This is a genomic window from Nocardioides sp., from assembly GCF_031397825.1.
Classification (GTDB): Bacteria; Actinomycetota; Actinomycetes; order Propionibacteriales; family Nocardioidaceae; genus Nocardioides.
This window is the reverse complement of the sequence record NZ_JANNML010000056.1, coordinates 27914-48467: the sequence shown is the minus strand read 5'-3', so window position 1 is coordinate 48467 and position 20554 is coordinate 27914. Positions and strand designations below refer to the sequence as shown.

The following is a 20554-nucleotide window of genomic DNA, read 5'->3' as shown; positions in this document are numbered from 1 at the left end:
GCGACCGGCTGACGGACGGTTCCGCGCTGGTTGCGGGCCGCGGTGATGCTGCCTCTACGGTTGGCCCATGAAGGCTTTGGTTCTGGAGAACATCCACCCCACGGCGGTCGAGGTGCTCGAGAGCAGGGGCTACGACGTGGACCTGCGCTCCGGCGCGCTCTCCGAGTCGGAGCTGGTCGACTCGCTCGACGGCGTGAGCCTGCTGGGGATCCGCTCCAACACCACGGTCACGTCTCGCGTGCTCGAAGCCGCACCGGACCTCCTCGCGATCGGCTGCTTCTGCATCGGCACCAACCAGGTCGACCTCGCCGCGGCGTCGGCCCGCGGGATCGGGGTCTTCAACGCGCCCTACTCCAACACGCGCAGTGTGGTGGAGCTGGTCATCGGCGAGATCATCGCGCTCGCGCGTCGACTGCCCGAGAAGACCCTGCGGATGCACGACGGGGTGTGGGACAAGTCGGCACAGGGCAGCCACGAGGTGCGCGGCCGCACGATCGGCATCGTCGGCTACGGCAACATCGGCACCCAGCTGTCGACGCTCGCCGAGGCTATGGGCATGCGGGTGGTCTTCTTCGACACCTCCGACCGTCCGGCTCACGGCAACGCGCGCAGGATGCGCTCGCTGGACGAGCTCCTCGAGATCTCCGACGTGGTCACCCTGCACGTCGACGGGCGGCCGGGCAACGCCGGCTTCTTCGGCGCCCGTGAGTTCGCGCTGATGAAGCCGCGGTCGATGTTCATCAACGCCTCGCGTGGCATGGTGGTCGACAACGAGTCCCTGCGTGACCACCTGGTCTCGGGCCACATCGCCGGCGCCGCGCTGGACGTCTTCCCGGTGGAGCCGAAGGTGCAGGGCGACACCTTCGAGTCCGTCCTGCGCGGGCTCGACAACGTCATCCTCACGCCCCACATCGGGGGCTCCACGCAGGAGGCGCAGGCGGAGATCGGCTGGTTCGTGGCGGGCAAGCTCACGGGCTTCGCGCTCGAGGGCAGCACGGCGCTCTCGGTCAACCTGCCGGCCGTCGTGACCCCACCGCTCAACCAGGGCCACCGCCTGGGTTTCCTGCACCACAACGTCCCCGGGGTGCTCGCCGGTTTCAACGCGCTCTTCGCCGCCGACGGCGACAACGTCGTCGGGCAGCAGCTGTCCACGCGAGACGCGTTGGGTTATGTCGTCACCGACGCCTCGGCACCCTTGTCCGGGCACGCGATGGAGCAGCTCCTGGCCTCCGAGCACTGCCTGTGGGCACGCACCTGGTAGTCGTCAGCCGTCCACCGGGTGCGCCACCCTCGCGGCGTGCTCGCGGGCGTGGGCGATCGCGTCCGGCGTGCTGGTGAACAGGTGCCGGCGATGGGCGAGCTGGTCGTGGACGCCGAGCTCGCGCAGCACCTGCTCGTGCTCGGGCCGGACGCCGGAGAGCAGGACGGTGACGTGGCGTCCCTCGAGTCTGCTGATGGTGTCGGCGAGGACGTGGGCGCCGGTCGCGTCGATGGCGGTGACGCGCGACATGCGCAGCACGACCACGTGCACCCGGGTCACGTCGGTGAGCTCCAGCAGGAAGTCGTGCGCGGCGGCGAAGAAGAGCGGTCCGTCGAGCCGGTAGGCGACGATGTGCTCGTCCAGCAGGGCCAGCTCCTCGTCGACGTGGTCGGTGTCCTCGAGCGGCACCTCCTGGAGCCGCGCCGACCGTGCGGTCTCCCGCACGGCGAAGAACCCGGCCAGCACGAGGCCGATCAGGACCGCGGTCACCAGGTCGAAGGTGATGGTCGCGACCGTGGTGATCGCCAGCACCACGGCATCACCGCGCGTCGAGCGCAGCAGGGCGGCCGTGCTGGAGACGCGCACCATCTGGATCGCGGTCGCCACCAGCACCCCGGCGAGCGCAGCGCGGGGGATCTCGCCGACCCAGCGGGCGGCGACCAGCACGATGACGAGCAGCACCAGGGCGTGCGTCAGCGCCGCGAGCCTGGTCGTGGCACCCGAGCGGACGTTGACGGCCGTGCGGGCGATGGCCGCGGTCGCGGGGATGCCGCCGAAGAGCGGGGCGACCAGGTTGGCCAGGCCCTGCCCGGTGAGCTCCCGATCGGAGTCGTGGCGCTGACCGACGCTCATGGCATCGGCCACCGTGGCGGACAGCAAGCTCTCCAGGGAGGCCAGGGCGGCGACAGCCACGGCGGCCAGCAGCAACGCGTCCAGGTCGCCCCAGGGGATCCGGGGGAGCGACGGGCTCGGCAGGCTGGAGGGGACGTGGCCGATGGTCGCGGCGTCCCAGCCGAGGACGGAGGTCGCGACCGTGGCGACCACCACGGCGACCAGCGAGCCGGGGACCAGGGGCAGCCTTCGGGACAGGGCGAGGACCAGGGCGATCACGCCGACGGTGATCGCCAGCGGCACCCACTGGGGATCTCTCGCGAAGGCGGTGACCGCTCGCCAGCAGAGGACGAGCACCTTCTCGGCGCGTACGTCGACCCCCAAGGCCCCGGGCAGCTGCTGCAAGGCGATGATCGCCGCGATCCCGAGGGTGAAGCCCTCCACGACGGGCACCGGCACGTAGCGGATGAAGCGCCCGGCGCCGGCGGCCCCGAGACCCACCAGGAGGACCCCCGCCAGCAGACCGACGACCAGCACCCCGTCGGGTCCGTGGCTGGCGACGATCGGCACGAGGACGACGGTCATGGCGCCCGTCGGTCCGCTCACCTGGAAGCGGCTGCCGCCGAAGACCGCGGCGACCGCGCCGGCCACGATCGCGGTCACCAGTCCGGCGGTCGCGCCCATGCCGGAGCTGACGCCGAAGCCGAGCGCGAGAGGGAGCGCGACGAGGCCGACCATGACGCCGGCGACCAGGTCGCGCAGAGGTCGGCCGTGGCTCCAGTCGTCCCGTCGGGGCAGCAGCTGTCGGGTGCGGGCAAGGGCCGCGAGGCCCGCCCTCCTCATGCCCGGCGAACGGAGAGCTCGTCGCCCAGCTCGCCCTGTGCGGCGATGATCCCGGACAGGATGCTCCGCGCCGCGAGGAGCAGGTCGCGCACCTCGGGGACGCTGACGGAGTAGACGACCTCGCCGCCCTCGCGTCGCGAGACCACCAGGGACGTGCGGCGCAGCACGGCGAGCTGCTGGGAGAGGTTGCTCGGCTCGATCGCGATCAGCTCCAGCAGCTCGTGGACGGCGTGGTCGCGCTCCGCGAGGAGCTCGAGGATCCGGATCCTCGCGGGGTGACCGAGCGTCTTGAAGAACTCGGCCTTGGCTTGGTAGAGCGGCACTGTCATGAGATGAAGACTACACGAAGTGAAGAAGTCTTCATCTCAAGGTGTGCGTCTCCGGTGAGTGGGCACCGGAGGGTCGAGCGCATGGGGAGAACTGAGGCAAGCGCTGTGGTGGAGGGTTCCTGGGCGACGTCGTGCCCGACGTGCGGAGAGAAGCTGGTGCCGGTGCTGCTGCCCGGCGAGTCAGGTCGAGCGGATGTCATGCCGGTGGTGTCCGCCGAGGTGCCGATCCGGATGGTGTGCCGGGCCTGCGGGCCGGGCCCAGCGGGGGGTGCGGACATCACGTGAGCAGCCGTTGACCAACCTCTGTGAGGCACTCTCGTGTGGCCGGCGTCACATCGACTGATCAGAGAGGTGCCATCCATGCCTGATGCCACGACCCCGTCCGAGAGCAGCACGGGTAGCTTCGACTTCATCGTCGTCGGGGGCGGGTCCGCGGGAGCGGTCATCGCAGCCCGGCTGACCGAGGACCCGTCGGTGCGGGTCGCCCTGGTGGAAGCCGGCGGGACCCCGCCGGCCCACGAGGCCATGCCCGCGGCCGTCGCGTCGCTCCAGCTCGATCCGGAGGTCGACTGGATGTACACCGGGGACCCCGGTGGGGCCGGGAAGGGCCTGACGGACGGTCGGATGATGGTGCCGCGCGGCAAGATGCTCGGTGGCTCATCGGGTCTCAACTACATGGCTTACGTGCGGGGCCACCCGGGTGACTTCGACGGCTGGGCCGCTGACGGCGGCAAGGGCTGGTCCTACGACGACGTGCTGCCCTACTTCCTGAAGAGCGAGGACCTGGCGGCACCCGAGCCGCCCGACGGGGTGGTCGTCGACGACGAGGCCCATGGCGTGGGAGGCCCGCTGGGTGTCTCGGTGCGGTCGCCGCGCACGGTCGCGGCGGAGCAGTTCGTCCAGGCGGCGGTGGCGAGCGGGATCCCGATGGGCGACTACAACGGTCGCGACCGAGGCGGTCCGAGGGGGTGTGCCTCGCTCTTCCAGACCACGACCCGCGACGGCAAGCGGTCCTCGACCTATCACGCCTTCCTGGAGCCGGCCCTGGACCGACCCAACCTCACGATCATCACGCACGCCCAGGTCGAGCAGGTCCTGCTCGAGCCCGACGGAGGTGGCCTGCGCGCGACGGGCGTCCGCTACCGCTCGGACGGGCGTACGACGACCATCCACGCCGACCGTGAGGTCGTGGTCAGCGCCGGTGCCATCGGCTCGCCGCAGCTGCTGCTGCTCTCCGGGATCGGTCCGAGCGCGGAGCTGGCCGCGGTGGGCGTCGAGTGCCTGCTCGACAACGCCCACGTCGGCAAGCACCTCAAGGACCACCTGCACGTCCCGCTGGCCTTCCCGGCGCCGGGGGTAGCGCTCACGATGACCGAGATCGCCATCTCGCTGGGTCCTGACGCGCTGCGCGCGCCCGCGGGTCCGTTGCCCGCCGATCCGGCCGACGACGCGGGTCTGCCGCCGGAGCTGGCGGCCCTCAAGGCCGAGGCGGAGCGACGCGTGACGGAGTGGGCGACGACCGGCAAGGGCCTGGCCTCGTCCTCGTTCTACGACGCGGTCGCGTTCTTCTCCACCGGTCTCGGCGACGAGCACACGCACGACGCGCAGATCGGGCTGCTGGCGTGCGGCTACACGCCCGACATCTGGCGCCACCTCTTCCGGGTGGAACCGGCCGACTACTTCGCCGATCCCGACACGGCGCTGTCGGCCGACGCCGAGACCGTGGTGGTCCTGCCCAATCCGGTGCAGCCGCACTCCGAGGGCGAGGTGCGCCTGGTCAGCTCCGACGTGGCCGACGCGCCGCGGATCGACCTCAACTACCTCGACGACCCGCACGACGTGACCGTCATGGTCGCCGTCATGCGGCGAGCGCTGGAGATCGTGGACAACTGGCCGGGCGCGGGCATCGGCGCGCTGATGGTGCCGCCCGCGCTGGCGCAGGCCCACGGACACACGACGGGCGAGGCGCCGAGCGACGCGTTGCTGGAGGACCTCGCGCGCCACTACGCGCTCACGGTCTACCACGAGACGTCGACGTGCCGGATGGGCAGCGTGGTCGACGCCGAGCTGCGCGTCATGGGCGTGGCCGGACTGCGCGTGGCCGACGCGAGCGTCATGCCGACGGTGGTCAGCGGCAACACCAACGCGGCGACGATCATGATCGGCGAGCGGGCCGCCGAGATGATCGCTGGCGACCACCAGCTGACGCTGGCCTCGACGGTCGGCTGACGGGTCGCCCACCCGCCGGCCCCGGGCCTCAGGTCGGCGGGTGCTCCGCGACGCAGGGGAGGCGGAGCGAACTTGCACAGGCCGTGTCGCCCGACACCCGCGACGCCCTTGTAGCGTCGACGACATGTCCATCCTGCGACGTGACCTCCTCCACCGCGCGCCCTGGCGCCGCTGGGGCGGGTTGCTCGGGCACTACGCCGCCTGCACCCTCGTCGTGGCGATCGGTGCGGCCCCCGTGGTCGTCGTCCGTGCCGTCGAGGCCACCCGCTTCGACGACCGGCTGGGCACCCTGCCGGTCGAGGTGTCCCTGACCCGCAACGGTCGGTCGACCCTCGACACCGGGATCTTCGGGAAGGTCTACTGGCGCGAGACCGGCCCCTTCGGCATCGGTGCGCAGGCGCGCGTCACCGGGCCGCCGGAGGCCGGCGGCACGCTCGCGTCCTACGCCGACAGCCGCTTCATCAGCACCAACGTCGCCCTGATCAACGACCCCGACGTGGTCGTCGACGCCTACGCCGCCCAGCTCTCGGCGGAGCTGCGGGACGAGATCGTCAAGGGCGAGCTGGTCGCCGGGCTGCTCGGGGGCGGGGTGCTGCTCCTGATCGTCCCGTGGCGTCGGCTCCGGCGCACCTCGCGCACCGGCACCGTCGTGGTGGTGGGCGTGCTGGCCGTGGCGGCGACCGGGCTCTCGGCCGGTGCCGCCGTGCTGCGCTTCGACGCCTGGGAGGGGAGCGCGCCGGTGACGGGTGACCTGAGGCTTCCCGGGGTGGACCGGCTCAGCTTCGACAGTCCTGAGACCCTCGAGGTGGCCCGCCAGGTGCAGCCCTTCATCGAGAAGAACACCCAGCGCATCGAGCAGCGGGGTGCTGCCTACGTCGCCGCCTCGCAGGAGAGCTTCGCCGCGACGCTCGCGGTCCGAGGCGAGGCGCTGCGACCCCGGGAGGGGGAGACGCTGGTGCTCGCCGAGGGCGACCCGCAGGGCAGCCTCGTCGGCACCCGCGCGCGGACCGCGATCTACGCCGACCTCCTGGACTACCTCGGACCTGACGCGGTCACCGTGCGCACGATCTCGGGCGACATCACGTCCAACGGCACCGTCGCCGAGAAGGCCTTCGTGGAGGACGAGGCCCGGGCAGCAGGCGACCTCCCGGTGGTCGCGGTCGCCGGCGACCACGACACCGAGGCCACCTGGCAGCAGATGGAGGACGCCGGGATGGAGACCCCCGACCTGGACTCCGTCGACGTCGGCGACCTGCGCGTCGCCGGAGCCCACGACCGCGAGCACAAGGCGCTGTTCGGAGCCCTGGTGGAGAACACTGCCGGCATCAGCGAGCAGGAGCTCGGCGCCCAGCTGCGCGAGGCCGTGGGCGACGACCCGTCCGTGGTGCTCCTGCACCAGCCCGATGCCGCCGCCGGCTTCCTCGGGCTCGAGGATCTCGACGCGGTCCGCGAGCTGCCCCCGAGCCTGACGACCCCCGTCGACGACGGGATCCCCGACCAGCTGCCCGGCACGGTGAGCATCGGGCACCTCCACGAGACCGCCGGGCCCTGGGTCATCTGGAACACCGAGGGCGACGAGGTCACCTGGACCGTGGTCGACCAGCTCGGCACCTCGGGGGGCGTGGAGAACGCCCCCACCTTCAACCGCTTCAGCACGCCGGTCTCGGTGCCTCTCAAGCCGGTCTCCGTGCGCCTGCAGTACGTCGACGTGACCTCCGGCCTCCAGACCGGCTACGCCTCGCTCGTGTGCGAGGTGGACGCGACGTGCAGGCTCTCGGACCGGGTGGACGTGGGGCTGCCCGGTGGCGAGCCCGGGCCGGTGCCGGGCGGCTGACCCGTCAGGCGGCCGGCCGGGCCACGGCGGTCGTGCCCATCAGCAGGTGTCCGCGCCGCAGCCCCTGCTCGAAGGCCACGGGGTAGAGGTCGGTCGCCCGCGCCTTGTCGAACAGGCCGGTCGGCAAGATGCCGGCGATCCGTGCCATGTCGCGCGACGGGCGGATCAGCGTGGTCTCGCTCTCGGGGTGGCGCACCCGCCAGCGCCGCATCTCGCGCTCCAGCAGGAAGCCCGTCGTGCGCCCCAGAGGGCCGAGGACGACGCCTGACAGCGGGGCCACCACGATGACGTGGGCCGCGTGGGCCGCGGCGTCGACGGACGTGGCGGACCACATCCCGCCGTCGAGGTAGAGCCGGCCGTCGACACGGTGCGGCGGCAGCAGCCCCGGCACGGCCGACGAGGCGGCGACCAGGTCGGCCAGGGCGTGGCGGCCGCCGTCGAGGAGGTGGCGGCGCGCGGTGCGCAGGCACAGGGCAGAGGCCGACACCAGGGAGTGCCGGGCCTCCCCGAAGGCCTCACGCGCGATGTCGGCCAGGACGCCGGGTCGCCGCGTCGGCAGGGACGGCACCTCCAGCGCAGCCAGGTCGTCGTAGGTGAGGCCGAGCGCCATCGCCGACGCCGTCCACGACCCGGCCGAGGTGCCCAGGGCGGGCGCTGTGGCGACCGGCACACCCGCTGCGGCCAGCCCGGCCGCGACCCCGGCGGTGTAGCTGATCCCGAAGACCCCGCCTCCGCCGTAGACCATCGCGAGCGGGGCGAGAGGGGCGGCGAGTGCCGGTCCCGCTGCTCGCGGGACGTCGTGGTGCCTCATGGGTGCCTCCCCGTCTCCGGTGTGTCCGTGAGGACCTCATCGGCCGCGAGGGCGCCTACCTGAGGGTCAGGGGGTGCCGAGCAATCCGCCGGCCAGGCCGCCGACGAGACCGTCGACGGTGTCGGTGACGTCGTCGGTCAGCCCGCCCACCGGACCGGTGACGGGCTCCGTCGCGCCCCCCGTGACCTGGTCGAGCGTCCCGGTGACGCCCTCGACCACGGGGTCCACGAGGCCGGAGGTGGGGCCGGGTCGGTCGGGCTCGGGGCCGGGATCGACCGGCTCGGGGTCGACGGGGTCCACGGGGTCGACCGGGCCCGGGTCCACGGGGTCCACGGGGTCGACCGGTCCCGGCTCGACCGTGCCCGGGTCGGTGCCGCCGGGGGTCACGGGAGCCTGGTCGCCGGTCGCGGCCGAGATGATGGCCGGGTCGACCGCCGGGCTGGCGGTCTCCTGGCTCGGGGGAGTGCGCGCGGCGACCGGGGTCAGCGCCGGGTGCTTGACGACCGCCTGGGCCGGCGCCAGGGCCGACGGCACACCGAGGTCCAGGTCGGGCGCCACCTTGATGACCACGAAGGAGGCGACCAGCACCATCACGAAGGCGACGGCGCTGACGCACAGGGCGCCGTAGCCGATCCGCGCGTCGCGCTGGTAGCGCGAGAGCGGTCGCTTCCGGGGCGGGTGGATCACCATCACAGCGGAGCAAGTTACCGGACCCGCATCCCCTATGTTGGGGAAAACAACGAAGCCTGACCGATCGGATGATCGGCCAGGCCTCGCGGTGGTCCAGACCTGCCCCGAGCGGCGTCGATGCGCCTGGGGGGTGTCCTCAGCGGCGTAGGACCTGGCCCTTGACGACGAACTTGCGGTTGTCCCCCGTGGGGACGCCCTGGCAGGAGAAGAACGGCTGCCGCTTGAAGCAGCGGAAGCTGGTGTTGGCGTTGACCAGCGTCACGATCGCGCTCTGCACGGCGTTGCGGCTGAAGGTGAAGCTCGCCGAGCCGACGCCCTTGCGGGTCAGCGTGATCGGCTTCTTCGTCCAGGCACCCTTCCGCTTCTTGACGATGAGGTAGGCCGCGCTGCCGGAGGCGCGGTTGGGGGCGTCCACGACGACCCGCAGCTTCCAGCGCTTGCCCTTGAGGGAGGAGCCCGGTCGGAAGACCACGTGGTTGGCGGCCATGTGGTCGATGCGGGTGGAGGTGACGCCGCGACGCGAGGCCTTGCCCAGGATGAAGGTCTTCTTGATCCGGGCCGACGGCCACGCCCTGCCCTCACGGTAGGCCTTGGACGCGATCGCGTTGGCGGCGGCGTAGGAGCGGAACACGCCGGTGAAGCCGCCCCGACGAGCGAGCACCTTCTTGAGCGCCTTGGTGGAGTAGAGGTTGCCGGCGCCCTGGAAGGCTCCGGCCTGCACCCACACGCTCTTGACCAGGGCGTTGCCGTAGCGCTGGGTGAGGTACTCCCAGAAGGACCAGTTGCCGTAGTGGGTCAGGCCGTCGGGGTTGAAGACGTCGAGCGGGATGCCGGGGTTGCGGACCTGCCCGGCCGCGAGGTACTGACGGTTGTCGTCGACGGCGTCGGCGAAGCGCTCCTCCATCCACGTGGCGGTGGACTCCAGGAGCCACTTGTCCTCGTGGTAGTCGTAGGCGAACTGGATCGCGTGGAAGAACTCGTGGGCCGCGGTCACCTTGAGGCTCTGCGCCGGCGGGGCGCCGAACTGGGCCTTGGCGAAGTCGTCGTCGAGGACGCAGAAGCCAGAGGCGACGAACTTGCTGCCCGGTGCGCGGTACTCGGGGGCGCAGTAGCCGTAGACGCCGCGGCTGCCGAGCTCCTTGAGGTAGACGTCGAACTTCTTGTTCCCCCCGACCCCGCGGTCGGCCACGGGGCGGCGGTAGCCGAGCTTGCCGACCTCGAGCTTCCAGACCTTGTTCATCGTCGCGAGCGACTTCTTCGCCCATCGGTCGCTGGGCGGAGCGTCTGCCGAGGAGCGCACCCAGTGCAGGCAGACGACGGGGGAGCACTTCTGGGTGGAGCGGGTGCTGTAGCCGTCGCCGAAGGGGTCACCTCCGCCGTCGGTGGGCCGGGCCAGCAGCGCGTCGGCCCGGAGCCGGTCGTCGCCGCTGAGTCGCGAGCGGACGGCGTAGAGGTCGGTGAGCGCGAGCGTGGCGTCCGGGCGCGGGGAGGCGGCGCGTTCGGAGCCGGTGCCCCGCAGGGCGCGGACCGCGCGGTCGAGCACGGCGCCCGGCGAGTCGTCGACGACCGCCGGGGCGATCGGTGCGGCGGTCCGGGTGGTGGCCGTGGGGGTGGCGGTGGTCGTGGCCGCCTGGCTGGACACCACGGGCAGGACGGTGACCGCCGTGCTCATGGCCACGACGACGGCGGCGATGGTGCGACGCATGGAGGTGGTTCCCCTCGATCTCGAGATGCCCCGGCCGCGGGAGCGGCGGTCCGGGTTCGTGCGGAGCCTCCCCCCGACGTGGGGGGACAAACGCCCTCTCAGCTGCCCGCGGAGATCTTCTCGATCAGGGCAGTGGTGGAGATGGCGGGAGTGCGGGTGAGGTAGACGACCTCGCAGATGTCGCCGAACTCGTCGAACTTGCCGGCCCAGTCGTCCCCCATCACGAGGACGTCGGCGCCGTAGTGCTCGATGTAGTGACGCTTGAGCTCGAGGCTCTCCTCGACGAAGACCTCGGTGACCGGCTTGAGGGCGGCCACAATCTCGAGCCGCTCGCGCTGGCTGAAGACCGGCTCGCGGCCCTTCTTGCGCAGGTTGAGCTCGTCGGCCGAGACCCCCACGACGAGGCGGTCGCCGAGCGCGGCGGCGCGCTCGATCACGCGGAGGTGTCCGACGTGGAAGACGTCGAAGGTGCCGAAGGTGATGACCGTGCGCGGCCCGTCGGTGGACATGGGGCCAGATTCTCGCACGCCCGTGAGGGGGAGCCGCGCACGTGGTCGGGTAGGCAAGGATGGCGTCGATGTCCACGACCGCGCCGTCCTCGCCCCCGCGTCCCAGCGCCCTCGCGGCCGGTGACCCCGCCGCCGACGCCCTGCGCCGCAGCGCACTGCGGCGCATGCGGACCGTCGCGGTGTCGCTGCTGCTGCTCGCCGCGGCCGTCTACGTGCTCACCATCGGTGACGAGGGCTTCTGGGGCTTCGTCAACGCCGGGGCCGAGGCCTCCATGGTCGGGGCGATCGCCGACTGGTTCGCCGTGACGGCACTCTTCCGGCACCCGTTGGGGCTCCCCATCCCGCACACGGCCCTGATCCCACGTCGCAAGGACGAGCTGGGCAAGGGCCTGGAGGAGTTCGTGGGGGAGAACTTCCTCCAGGAGGACATCATCCGTGAGCGCATCGACTCGGCGCGGGTCGCCGAGCGGGTGGGGGTCTGGCTCTCCGACACCGACAACGCCCGCCGCGTGGTCGACGAGGTGGCCGAGGTCGCCGCCATCGCGCTCTCCAAGGTGCGCGACGACCACATCGAGAGCCTGGTCCACGACGCGCTCGTGCCCCGCTTCCGTGAGGAGCCGATCTCGCCGCTGCTGGGCGGCCTGCTCGCCGAGGCGCTCCACGACGACCTGCACCACGGCCTCGTCGACCTCGCGCTCGCCGAGCTCCACGGCTGGCTCCAGGACAATCCCGACACCGTCCAGGAGGTGCTGGGGGAGCGCGCGCCCTGGTGGGCGCCGCCGGGGCTCAACCTCCGGGTCACCGCCCGCGTCCACCTGGAGATGGTGAAGTGGGTGGCCGACATCCGCTCCGACCCGCGCCACCATGCACGCCAGGCCCTCGACTCGATGCTCACCCAGCTGGCGCGCGACCTGCTCGACAACCCCAGCACCCAGGCCCGCACCGAGCGGCTCAAGGACCGCCTCCTGGACCACCCCTCCGTCCTCGCCTCGAGCGTGTCGCTGTGGAACGCCCTGCGTCGTGCCATGACCGCCTCCCTGCAGGACCCCGAGGGCGCCGTACGACGACGCCTGATGCTGGAGGTCTCCTCGCTCGCCGAGCGGCTCTCCGCCGACGCGGCGCTGCGCGAGCGGATCGACACCCGGGCCAGCGACATCGCGGTGTTCGCCGTCGAGCGCTATGGCGAGGAGGTCACCGCGGTCATCACCCACACGATCGAGCGCTGGGACGGCAAGGAGGCAGCCGAGCGGATCGAGCTCCACGTCGGTCGTGACCTGCAGTTCATCCGGATCAACGGCACCATCGTGGGTGGCCTCGTGGGGGTCCTCATCCACGCGGTCTCGCTGCTGGTTCACTAGCGGTCATGAGCGAGCCCCTGGACGTCCCGATCAGTGACGAGTCGATCCGGCTCGGGCAGTTCCTCAAGCTCGCCAACCTCGTCGAGAGCGGCGCGGAGGCCAAGCCGCTCATCGCGTCGGGGCAGGTGCGGGTCAACGGCGAGGTCGAGACCCGTCGTGGTCGCCAGCTCGCCCAGGGCGACGTGGTCGCCCTCGCGGGCCAGTCCGCCCGCGTCGCCAGCGGGGACGTGCCGGACAACCTGCCCTGGTGACACGCGAGGCCGGCCCCCAGCGGGGACCGGCCTCAGCGGTGTCGTGCGTCGTGGTGCGGTGTGCGTGACCCGGGGGTCAGCGGACCTCGAGCAGGTCCACGACGAAGATCAGCGTCTCGCCCGGCTTGATGACGCCACCGGCGCCACGGTCGCCGTAGCCGAGGTGCGGCGGGATGACGAGCTGGCGACGGCCGCCGACCTTCATGCCCTGGACGCCGGTGTCCCAGCCGGAGATGACCTGGCCGATGCCGAGGCGGAACTGCAGCGGCTCGCCGCGGTTGTAGGACGCGTCGAACTCCTCGCCGGTCGAGTGCGCCACGCCGACGTAGTGCACCGACACGGTGTTGCCGGCGGCGGCCTCGGCGCCCTCGCCCACGGTGACGTCGGTGATGACCAGGTCGGTCGGCGGCTCGGGGTCGAAGAAGTCGATCTCAGGCTTGTCCATGGAGGTCCTCTCGGTGGTGCTGGTGGTGGAGCTGGCGATGTGGTCGGTCGAGACTAACCAAGCCCCGGGCGGATCCTCAGTCGGCGGTGACCTGGTGGCGGAAGCGGTCGCGCTGCTGTGCAGGTCACAGAGGTGACCGGCGAGCACGGCCGGGTCCTTCTCGGGGTTGCCTCGATGATCCGCCCGCCGTAGATCGGGAACTCGACCGGGTCGAGGAGGTCGTCGGGGGTGGTCTCGAGGACGGTGCTGTTCCACGGGGAGAGCCTTGTCACGTCAGCGGAAGCCGGCGATCACTTCGGGGGAGTCCTCTGACCAACCGTGCTCGGCGATCAGGCCCCAGCAGTCGGGCCGGGAGCCGTCGGTGTCGGTGACGTCGTAGGTCTCGGCAAGCTGCCGGGCGGTGAGCACCTGGCCGGCGAAGCGGCCATGGTCGGGGTCGGCGGCGAGCGCGACGAGCCCACGGGCGACGTAGGTCGGCGACTCGGAGATCGCGAAGCCGGGCTCCTGGGCGCAGGCATCGCGCCAGGTGGCCTCGGTGACGCCGAAGCCGTCGAGCATCTGCTCCGAGCGCAGCCAGCCGGGCGTGACACCGAGCGCGGTCACGGGAAGTGCTGCCGTCTCGTCGGCGAGACCCGTGACGATGCGGTCGACGGTGGCCTTGACCAGGTCGTAGTAGAACCCCACGCCGGGGCGCCGGACCGCGTTGACCTCCGAGGTCCCGTCGGTGACCTCGACGAGCAGCGCGTCACCGGTCTCCAGCAGGAGCGGCATGGCGAGCGTGGTCGTGAGCAGGTGCGTCTCGATGCCCATCCGCAGCATCCGGAGGCCGCCCGCGAGGTCGTGCTCCCACAGGGGCGTGCCCCACTGGGCGTAGCGGTCTCCGCCGAAGATGTCGTTGACCAGGACGTCGAGGCGACCCCGGTCGCTGCGGATCTGGTCCACGAGGTCGCGGACGGCGGCCTGGTCCAAATGGTCGACGACCAGGGCCTCGCCCCGGCCCCCGGCGGCCTCGATCAGGTCGCCGGTCTCCTCGATGGTCTCGGGACGCTCCATCTCGGAGGGACCCTCGCGCCGGCTGCTGCGTCCGGTCGCGTAGACGAACGCGCCGGACCGGGCCGCCTCGACCGCGATAGCCCGGCCGGCACCGCGCGTGGCGCCGGCGACCAGCACGACGCGGTTCGCGAGGGAGTGGCCCGGCACGGTGGCGGTCAGGTCTGGTGGACGTAGTGGTCGAGCTGGTCGCGCTCGAAGGTGAGCTGGCCGATCTTGTGCTTGACGACGTCGCCGATGCTGATGATGCCGACCAGGGTGCCGTCGTCGACGACGGGGATGTGGCGGAAGCGGCGCTCGGTCATGGTCTGCATGACCCCGTCGAGGTCGTCGCCCGACGAGCACGTCTCGACCACCGAGGTCATGATCGCGTCGACGGTGTTGTTGATGACCGTGCCGTCGCTGTGCAGGTGGCGCACGACGTCGCGCTCGCTGACGATCCCGTCGAGACTGGTGCCGTCGGCGCTGACGATCAGCGCGCCGATGTTGTGCTCGGCGAGACTGGCCAGCAGCTCGCGCACCCCCGCCCCGGGCGCGATCGTCACGACGTCCTGGGAGGACTTGGCCTGGAGGATGTCGCCGATGTGCATGCGAGGCACGCTACTCGTGGGGCGTCACCCTGACCAGGGTCGTCCGCTGCTGGTCAGTCGGCGAGCGGGGCGTCGGGCCGTGGGCGCCGGTGGGCGCTGAGGTCGGAGACCGACGCGGAGCCGGGCTGGCGCCAGTCGGGGTCGTCGTCACCGCCGCCGGCGGAGGCGCCGAGGAACGACAGGGCTGCGTCGTGCAGGTGGCCGTTGGAGGCGATCGCGTTGCCGCCCCAGGGGCCGTCGGAGCCGTCGAGGGAGGTGAAGCGGCCCCCGGCCTCGCGCACGATGATGTCGAGGGCGGCCATGTCGTAGACCGCCAGCTCCGGCTCGGCCGCCAGGTCCACGGCACCCTCGGCGAGGAGCATGTAGGACCAGAAGTCGCCGTAGGCGCGGGTGCGCCAGCAGCGCCGCATGAGCGAGACGAAGTCGTCGAGGCGGCCGCGCTCGTCCCAGCCGTGGAGCGAGGCGTAGGAGAGGGAGGCGTCCTCGAGGCGTCGTACGTCGGAGACCTGGCACTGGGTCGCCTTGAGCAGCGACCGGCCGGTCCACGCGCCGTTGCCGACCGAGGCCCACCACCGACGCTGCAGCATCGGCGCCGACACGACCCCCAGCACGACCTCCTCGTCGACGACGAGCGAGATCAGGGTCGCCCACACGGGCACGCCGCGCACGAAGTTCTTGGTGCCGTCGATCGGGTCGACGATCCAGCGGCGCTGGCTGTGCCCCGTCGAGCCGGTCTCCTCGCCGGTCACCGCGTCACGCGAGCGGACCCGCGAGAGGGTGCGCCGGATGCCCTCCTCGACGGCCTGGTCGGCATCGGTCACCGGGGTCAGGTCGGGCTTGCTCATCACGTGCAGGTCGAGTGCCTTGAACCGAGCGGTGGTCAGGGAGTCGGCATCGTCAGCGAGCACGTGCGCGAGCCTGAGGTCGTCGGTGTAATCGGTCGCCACGCGCACAGGCTACTTTCATGTGCGTCCCCTAGGTTTTTCCGCATGGAGATCAACGGTCTGCCCCTTCATGCCCTGGTGGTCCATGCCGCCGTCGTCCTCGGTCCCCTGGCCGCCCTCGCCGGCCTCCTCCACGCCGCCGTCCCGCGCTGGCGCGACTGGTTGCGCTGGCCGCTCGTGGGCCTCGCGGCCGTCGCGCTGGTGTCCATCTGGGTCGCCTACCTCTCCGGTGAGCAGGTCGAGGAGGCCAACACCTACGGCGGCCCGCTGGAGCCCCTGCTCGAGGTGCACGAGGAGCGCGCCGAGGTCCTGCGCCTCTCGATGACCACCTTCGCGATCGCCTCGTTCGCCGCGGCGTGGTGGCACACCCGCACCGGGGTCCTGCGCACCGTGCTGCGCCTGTTGCTCGGTGCGAGCGCGATCCTCACCCTCGTCTACGTCGTGCTCACGGGCGACGCGGGGGCGCAGATCGCGTGGTACGGCACCAACGGCTGACGATCAGTAGTCGGAGATGCTCCGCGCGGTGAGCAGCCGGCGGAACGACTCCACCCGCTCCGGGTCGGTGTTGCTGGCTGCCACCGCGATGTCGAGCCCGCACTCGGGCTCGTCGGTGCCGTGGGTGCAGCCGCGCGGGCACTCCTCCGTCATCTCGTCGAGGTCGGGGAAGGCCTCGATGAGGTCCTCGGGGCGCACGTGCGCGAGCCCGAAGGAGCGGATGCCGGGGGTGTCGATGATCCAACCGTCGCCCCCGGGCAGCTCGAGCATGTAGGCCGACGTCGAGGTGTGCCGACCGCGCCCGGTGACCGCGTTGACGACACCGACGTCGCGGTGCGCGTCGGGCACCAGGGCGTTGACCAGGGTGGACTTGCCGACCCCGCTGGAGCCGATCAGCACGCTGGTCTTGCCGCTGAGGCGCTCACGCACCGCCTCGAGCTCGCCACCGCGCTGGGTGACGACCCAGTGCACGCCCAGGGACCGGTAGGTCGAGAGCAGCGTCTCGGGATCGGCGAGGTCGGCCTTGGTCAGGCAGAGCAGCGGCTGCATGCCGGAGACGAAGGCCGCCACGAGCGCCCGGTCGATGAGACGCGGCTGGGGCTCGGGATCGGCGAGGGCCGTGACGATGACCAGCTGCTCGGCGTTGGCCACGATGATGCGCTCGACCGGGTCGTCGTCGTCGGCGGTGCGACGCAGGGTGGTGACCCGCTCGGTCACCTCGACGATGCGGCTCAGCGCACCGTCGTCGCCGGAGACGTCGCCGACGACCCGCACCCGGTCACCCACGACGACGCCCTTGCGGCCCAGGGGGCGGGCCTTCATCGCCATGACCTTGCGCCCGTCGACGAGCAACGTGTAACGGCCGCGGTCGACGGTGACGACGACCCCGTCGACGGCGTCGTCGTAGGTCGGGCGCTCCTTGGTGCGGGGGCGGGTGCGGCGGCGGGGTCGCTCGTAGTGCTCGTGGTCGAACTCGTCGTAGCGACCCCGGACGCGGTTCACGGCAGGCCGCTCACAGCAGGCTCGCCCAGAAGTCGGCGAAGTCCGGGAAGGTCTTGCTCGTGGTCGCGACGTCCTCGACCAGGACTCCGTCGACCGCGGCCGCGACTAGCACGCCGGCGTGGGCCATGCGGTGGTCGGCGTAGGTGTGGAACACCCCGCCGTGGAGGGGCGCCGGAGTGATCGACAGGCCGTCGGGGTGCTCGGTGACGTCGGCGCCGAGGGCGTTGAGCTCGGCGGCGAGCGCGGCGAGCCGGTCGGTCTCGTGGCCGCGGATGTGCGCGATGCCGCGCAGGTGCGACGGCGTGGTCGCCAGGGCGCACAGGGCGGCGACCGCCGGGGCCAGCTCACCGACGTCGTGGAGGTCGTGGTCGATGCCCTGGAGCTCGGTCGGACCGGTGACCCGCAGGCCGTCGGGGACGAAGTCGACCGTGCAGCCCATGAGCGTGAGGATCTCGCGCAGCGCGTCCCCGGCCTGGGTGGTCTCGCGGGGCCAGTCGCGCACCGTCACCGAGCCCCCCGACAGTGCGGCCAGCCCCAGGAACGGCGCGGCGTTGGACAGGTCGGGCTCGATCAGGTGGTCGACGCCGTGGACCGGGCCCGGGGCCACCGTCCAGCGGTCGGCGTCGCTGTCGTCGACCTCCACGCCGTGCTGGCGCAGCATCGCGACCGTCATGTCGATGTGGGGCAGGGACGGCACCGGCTTGCCGTCGTGGCGGACGTCGACGCCGTGCTCGTAGCGTGCGCCCGCGAGCAGCAGTGCCGAGATGAACTGGGACGAGGCGGAGGCGTCGACCACCACGGTCCCGCCCTTGACGTGGCCGTCGCCGTGGAGGGCGAAGGGCAGCGCTCCACGACCCTCGTCCTCGACGCGGATGCCCAGCGTGGTGAGGGCGTTGAGGACCTCGCCGACCGGCCGCCTGCGCATGTGGGGGTCGCCGTCGAAGCTCACCCTGCCGTTGGCGAGCCCCGCCACGGGAGGCACGAAGCGCATGACGGTGCCCGCGAGCCCGCAGTCGACGGCCGCGTCACGGGTGAAGGGGCCCGGCGTGACCACCCAGTCGTCGGTCGAGGTGTCGACCGACGACCCCAGGGCGGTCAGGGCCGACGCCATGAGCGAGGTGTCCCGCGACCGCAGGGCACGGCGTACGACGGAGGGCCGGTCGGCGATCGATGCCAGGACGAGCGCACGGTTGGTGAGCGACTTGCTGCCGGGCAGGGAGACGACGGCCTCCACGGGCTCGGTGCAGCGCGGGGCGGGCCACGGGTCGGCGACGGTCACAGCCCGAACTCTAGGGCGTGCTCAGGAGAGCTGCGCCTTCGCCAGCTTGGCCTCGCGGCGCGCAGAGCCGGCCAGGTGCTTGGCCTCACGCCGGGCGTCCTTGGCGGCCCGCCGTGCCCGCCAGGCCACGCCCGGCTTGCCGTCGGTGTCGCCGGCGGCGATCACGAGCCCGCCCACGATCGAGACGTTCTTGAAGAAGTGCAGCTGCTGCTGGCTCTTGGTCTGGGCGTCGTCGACCTCCCAGAAGCGGTGGCCGGCGACGGTGGTGGGCACCAGCGAGGCTGCCAGGACCGCGGCGGAGAGACGCGGCGCCCGGCCGGTCGCGAGGGCGCCGGCGGCGACGATCTGGGCGACCGCGTTGATGCGCACCAGGGTGGCGGGGTCCTCGGTCAGCGGCAGCGACGGCGCCGCCTTCTTGGCCGCCGGCACAATCTTGTCGGTGACCGGCGCGGCCTTCGAGGCCAGGGCCGGAGCGTTGCGGAGCGCGGCGACGCCTCCGACGACGAAGATCGAGGCGAGCATGGGACGGGCGATGAGTCGGCTGACGGTCATGCCTCATTCCTACCCGACGTCCCGGCACCCACACCCACCTGAGGGGGTGAGACCACGACGGCCGACCAGGCGCGGCGCAGGGGGCGTCAGGGGCACTAGATTGCTGGCATGTGTGGTCGCTACGCCTCCAGCCGCCGACCTGAGGACCTGGTCGAGGAGTTCGAGATCGCCCAGAGCCGGGTCGACACCCCGCTGGCGCCGGACTTCAACGTGGCTCCGACCAAGGAGGTCTACGCCGTGCTGGAGCGACCTCCGTCGAAGCAGAGCGAGGAGCCCCCGGAGCGTCAGCTGCGGGTGCTGCGCTGGGGGCTGGTGCCCTCCTGGGCCAAGGACCCGTCCATCGGCAACAAGATGATCAACGCGCGCATGGAGACGGTGGCCGAGAAACCGGCCTACAAGCGGGCGTTCGCCAAGCGCCGGTGCCTGCTCCCGGCCGACGGCTACTTCGAGTGGTACCCCACCTCGCAGCTGACCAAGGCCGGCAAGCCGCGCAAGCAGCCCTTCTTCATCCGGCCGCAGGACCACGCGACGCTGGCCATGGCGGGTCTCTACGAGATCTGGCGCGACCCGACCCGCGCGGACGACGACCCCGAGCGCTTCCGGTGGACGTGCACGGTCCTCACGACACAGGCCGAGGACGCGGTGGGCCACATCCACGACCGGATGCCGCTGATGGTCGAGCCGGACCGGTGGTCGGCCTGGCTCGACCCGACCGCGCCGCAGGGCTCGCTGCTCGACCTGCTCGTCCCCGCAGCACCCGGCAACCTGGAGGCCTACCCCGTGTCCACGCTCGTCTCCAACGTCCGCAACAACGGCCCCGAGCTGATCGAACCCCTGCCGCTCGACGAGGTGGACGGCGAGGTCCTCGGGTGAGCACCGAGCGGATCATCCCCACCCCCCACGGCGAGGGGAGGCTGGTCACGGACCGGGCTCGCCACACGCTGGCCACGCTGCTGGTGAGCCACGGTGCCGGTGGTGGCATCGAGTCGCGAGACCTCGAGGCGCTGGCGCGACACCTGCCGCGTCACGGCATCACGGTCGTCCGCTTCGAGCAGCCCTGGCGTCGGGCCGGTCGCAAGATCGCCACGCCACCGGCCACGCTCGACGCCGGCCTGCGATCGGCGGCCGACAACCTGCGCGGACGGGTGCCCCTGGTCGTCGGTGGGCGCTCGGCCGGCGCGCGCTCCGCCGTACGCACGGCGCACCTGCTGGGCGCCGTCGGCTGCCTGGCCCTGTCCTTCCCCCTGCACCCGCCGGGACGTCCCGAGAAGAGCCGCGTCGAGGAGCTGCGTGCCTCGCGGCTGCCGACCCTCGTGATCCAGGGGGAGCGGGACGCGATGGGCGGTCCTGACGAGTTCCCGAGCAGCACGGAGCTCTGCGTGGTGCCGGCCGCTGACCACGGCCTGAAGGTCCTCGCTCGGGCCGAGATCAGCCAGGAGGAGGCGATGGGGATCGTCGTCGAGGCGACGCTGGAGTGGATCGTGCGAGAGGTCACCGGGAATTCATCTGCGCGATGACGTGTTCTGCCTGACGTGATGGACTTGCT

Annotated in this window: 21 protein-coding genes; 8 read left to right on the top strand and 13 right to left on the bottom strand. The window is 72.0% G+C overall.

The genetic code is table 11. The features are described 5' to 3' along the window. The first annotated feature begins 67 nt into the window (after nt 1–67). Nucleotides 68–1261 (top strand): phosphoglycerate dehydrogenase, encoded by a 1194-nt coding sequence (gene serA, locus RMN98_RS04420; protein ID WP_309647587.1) that lies wholly within the window; start codon nt 68–70, stop codon nt 1259–1261. Nucleotides 1262–1264: 3 nt separating this feature from the next. On the opposite strand, the gene RMN98_RS04415 is transcribed toward serA, so the two are convergent. Both RMN98_RS04415 and RMN98_RS04410 read right to left on the bottom strand, forming a co-directional pair. Beyond that, complete coding sequence (locus RMN98_RS04415; protein WP_309647586.1) at nt 1265–2935, bottom strand: SulP family inorganic anion transporter; 1671 nt, start codon at nt 2933–2935, stop codon at nt 1265–1267. Beyond that, nucleotides 2932–3264: a metalloregulator ArsR/SmtB family transcription factor gene (locus RMN98_RS04410; RefSeq protein WP_309647585.1), complete on the bottom strand. Its 333-nt coding sequence runs from the start codon at nt 3262–3264 to the stop codon at nt 2932–2934. Before RMN98_RS04410 ends, RMN98_RS04415 begins: the two co-directional genes overlap by 4 nt. A 360-nt stretch (nt 3265–3624) precedes the next feature. Between RMN98_RS04410 and RMN98_RS04405 the strand changes: the two genes are divergently transcribed. Beyond that, nucleotides 3625–5493 carry a GMC family oxidoreductase N-terminal domain-containing protein gene (locus tag RMN98_RS04405; RefSeq protein WP_309647584.1) on the top strand — a complete coding sequence of 623 codons (1869 nt, stop codon included), beginning with the start codon at nt 3625–3627 and terminating at the stop codon, nt 5491–5493. 124 nt (nt 5494–5617) lie between these two features. After that, nucleotides 5618–7327 carry a hypothetical protein gene (locus RMN98_RS04400; protein WP_309647583.1) on the top strand — a complete coding sequence of 570 codons (1710 nt, stop codon included), beginning with the start codon at nt 5618–5620 and terminating at the stop codon, nt 7325–7327. A 4-nt stretch (nt 7328–7331) separates the two neighbouring features. Here the strand turns inward: RMN98_RS04400 and RMN98_RS04395 are convergent, their stop codons facing one another. The 4 genes from RMN98_RS04395 to RMN98_RS04380 form a co-directional block, all read right to left on the bottom strand. Beyond that, nucleotides 7332–8138 carry a patatin-like phospholipase family protein gene (locus RMN98_RS04395; RefSeq protein ID WP_309647582.1) on the bottom strand — a complete coding sequence of 269 codons (807 nt, stop codon included), beginning with the start codon at nt 8136–8138 and terminating at the stop codon, nt 7332–7334. Nucleotides 8139–8204: 66 nt separating this feature from the next. Beyond that, nucleotides 8205–8825: a hypothetical protein gene (locus RMN98_RS04390; RefSeq protein ID WP_309647581.1), complete on the bottom strand. Its 621-nt coding sequence runs from the start codon at nt 8823–8825 to the stop codon at nt 8205–8207. Nucleotides 8826–8964: 139 nt separating this feature from the next. Then, nucleotides 8965–10533 carry an MXAN_6640 family putative metalloprotease gene (locus RMN98_RS04385; RefSeq protein WP_309647580.1) on the bottom strand — a complete coding sequence of 523 codons (1569 nt, stop codon included), beginning with the start codon at nt 10531–10533 and terminating at the stop codon, nt 8965–8967. Nucleotides 10534–10631: 98 nt separating this feature from the next. Then, a complete protein-coding gene (locus RMN98_RS04380) occupies nt 10632–11042 on the bottom strand; it encodes an adenylyltransferase/cytidyltransferase family protein (protein ID WP_309647579.1) in 411 nt (136 codons plus the stop codon). Nucleotides 11043–11110: 68 nt separating this feature from the next. On the opposite strand from RMN98_RS04380, the gene RMN98_RS04375 reads away from it, so the two are divergent. Continuing rightward, nucleotides 11111–12400 (top strand): DUF445 domain-containing protein, encoded by a 1290-nt coding sequence (locus RMN98_RS04375; protein ID WP_309647578.1) that lies wholly within the window; start codon nt 11111–11113, stop codon nt 12398–12400. A 5-nt stretch (nt 12401–12405) separates the two neighbouring features. Next, nucleotides 12406–12651: an RNA-binding S4 domain-containing protein gene (locus RMN98_RS04370; RefSeq protein ID WP_309647577.1), complete on the top strand. Its 246-nt coding sequence runs from the start codon at nt 12406–12408 to the stop codon at nt 12649–12651. A gap of 76 nt (nt 12652–12727) precedes the next feature. Here RMN98_RS04370 and RMN98_RS04365 read toward each other — a convergent pair whose 3' ends face one another. The 4 genes from RMN98_RS04365 to RMN98_RS04350 all read right to left on the bottom strand — a co-directional run bounded on the left by RMN98_RS04365 (nt 12728) and on the right by RMN98_RS04350 (nt 15689). After that, the gene (locus RMN98_RS04365; protein ID WP_309647576.1) at nt 12728–13096 is read right to left on the bottom strand and encodes an FKBP-type peptidyl-prolyl cis-trans isomerase; all 369 of its coding nucleotides are present in this window, start codon (nt 13094–13096) and stop codon (nt 12728–12730) included. A gap of 273 nt (nt 13097–13369) precedes the next feature. Beyond that, nucleotides 13370–14296 carry an SDR family oxidoreductase gene (locus tag RMN98_RS04360; RefSeq protein WP_309647575.1) on the bottom strand — a complete coding sequence of 309 codons (927 nt, stop codon included), beginning with the start codon at nt 14294–14296 and terminating at the stop codon, nt 13370–13372. Between the two features lie 8 nt (nt 14297–14304). Beyond that, complete coding sequence (locus RMN98_RS04355) at nt 14305–14736, bottom strand: CBS domain-containing protein (RefSeq protein ID WP_309647574.1); 432 nt, start codon at nt 14734–14736, stop codon at nt 14305–14307. 53 nt (nt 14737–14789) lie between these two features. Continuing rightward, nucleotides 14790–15689, bottom strand: a complete 900-nt coding sequence (locus RMN98_RS04350; protein WP_309647573.1) for an inositol monophosphatase family protein — start codon at nt 15687–15689, stop codon at nt 14790–14792. A 36-nt stretch (nt 15690–15725) separates the two neighbouring features. Between RMN98_RS04350 and RMN98_RS04345 the strand changes: the two genes are divergently transcribed. After that, nucleotides 15726–16175, top strand: a complete 450-nt coding sequence (locus RMN98_RS04345) for a DUF2231 domain-containing protein (protein WP_309647572.1) — start codon at nt 15726–15728, stop codon at nt 16173–16175. A 3-nt stretch (nt 16176–16178) separates the two neighbouring features. Here the strand turns inward: RMN98_RS04345 and rsgA are convergent, their stop codons facing one another. The 3 genes from rsgA to RMN98_RS04330 are packed head-to-tail and all read right to left on the bottom strand — an operon-like array spanning nt 16179 to nt 19008. Further along, on the bottom strand, nt 16179–17177 hold the full coding sequence (rsgA, locus tag RMN98_RS04340; protein WP_309647571.1) for a ribosome small subunit-dependent GTPase A: 999 nt from the start codon (nt 17175–17177) through the stop codon (nt 16179–16181). A gap of 10 nt (nt 17178–17187) precedes the next feature. Beyond that, nucleotides 17188–18456, bottom strand: coding sequence for a 3-phosphoshikimate 1-carboxyvinyltransferase (aroA, locus tag RMN98_RS04335; RefSeq protein ID WP_309647570.1), 1269 nt, complete (start codon nt 18454–18456; stop codon nt 17188–17190). Between the two features lie 21 nt (nt 18457–18477). After that, nucleotides 18478–19008, bottom strand: coding sequence for a DoxX family protein (locus tag RMN98_RS04330; RefSeq protein WP_309647569.1), 531 nt, complete (start codon nt 19006–19008; stop codon nt 18478–18480). 108 nt (nt 19009–19116) lie between these two features. Between RMN98_RS04330 and RMN98_RS04325 the strand changes: the two genes are divergently transcribed. Beyond that, nucleotides 19117–19881, top strand: a complete 765-nt coding sequence (locus RMN98_RS04325; protein WP_309647568.1) for an SOS response-associated peptidase — start codon at nt 19117–19119, stop codon at nt 19879–19881. After that, nucleotides 19878–20525 carry an alpha/beta family hydrolase gene (locus RMN98_RS04320; protein ID WP_309647567.1) on the top strand — a complete coding sequence of 216 codons (648 nt, stop codon included), beginning with the start codon at nt 19878–19880 and terminating at the stop codon, nt 20523–20525. The genes RMN98_RS04325 and RMN98_RS04320 overlap by 4 nt, the downstream gene beginning before the upstream one ends. Nucleotides 20526–20554 lie beyond the last annotated feature (29 nt).

Bases quoted from the DNA above. Each gene is read 5' to 3' on its own strand.
- serA (WP_309647587.1), top strand. From the start codon at position 68: ATGAAGGCTTTGGTTCTGGAGAACATCCACCCCACGGCGGTCGAGGTG.
- RMN98_RS04415 (WP_309647586.1), bottom strand. From the start codon at position 2,935: ATGAGGAGGGCGGGCCTCGCGGCCCTTGCCCGCACCCGACAGCTGCTG.
- RMN98_RS04410 (WP_309647585.1), bottom strand. From the start codon at position 3,264: ATGACAGTGCCGCTCTACCAAGCCAAGGCCGAGTTCTTCAAGACGCTC.
- RMN98_RS04405 (WP_309647584.1), top strand. From the start codon at position 3,625: ATGCCTGATGCCACGACCCCGTCCGAGAGCAGCACGGGTAGCTTCGAC.
- RMN98_RS04400 (WP_309647583.1), top strand. From the start codon at position 5,618: ATGTCCATCCTGCGACGTGACCTCCTCCACCGCGCGCCCTGGCGCCGC.
- RMN98_RS04395 (WP_309647582.1), bottom strand. From the start codon at position 8,138: ATGAGGCACCACGACGTCCCGCGAGCAGCGGGACCGGCACTCGCCGCC.
- RMN98_RS04385 (WP_309647580.1), bottom strand. From the start codon at position 10,533: ATGCGTCGCACCATCGCCGCCGTCGTCGTGGCCATGAGCACGGCGGTC.
- RMN98_RS04380 (WP_309647579.1), bottom strand. From the start codon at position 11,042: ATGTCCACCGACGGGCCGCGCACGGTCATCACCTTCGGCACCTTCGAC.
- RMN98_RS04375 (WP_309647578.1), top strand. From the start codon at position 11,111: ATGTCCACGACCGCGCCGTCCTCGCCCCCGCGTCCCAGCGCCCTCGCG.
- RMN98_RS04370 (WP_309647577.1), top strand. From the start codon at position 12,406: ATGAGCGAGCCCCTGGACGTCCCGATCAGTGACGAGTCGATCCGGCTC.
- RMN98_RS04365 (WP_309647576.1), bottom strand. From the start codon at position 13,096: ATGGACAAGCCTGAGATCGACTTCTTCGACCCCGAGCCGCCGACCGAC.
- RMN98_RS04355 (WP_309647574.1), bottom strand. From the start codon at position 14,736: ATGCACATCGGCGACATCCTCCAGGCCAAGTCCTCCCAGGACGTCGTG.
- RMN98_RS04345 (WP_309647572.1), top strand. From the start codon at position 15,726: ATGGAGATCAACGGTCTGCCCCTTCATGCCCTGGTGGTCCATGCCGCC.
- RMN98_RS04330 (WP_309647569.1), bottom strand. From the start codon at position 19,008: ATGACCGTCAGCCGACTCATCGCCCGTCCCATGCTCGCCTCGATCTTC.
- RMN98_RS04325 (WP_309647568.1), top strand. From the start codon at position 19,117: ATGTGTGGTCGCTACGCCTCCAGCCGCCGACCTGAGGACCTGGTCGAG.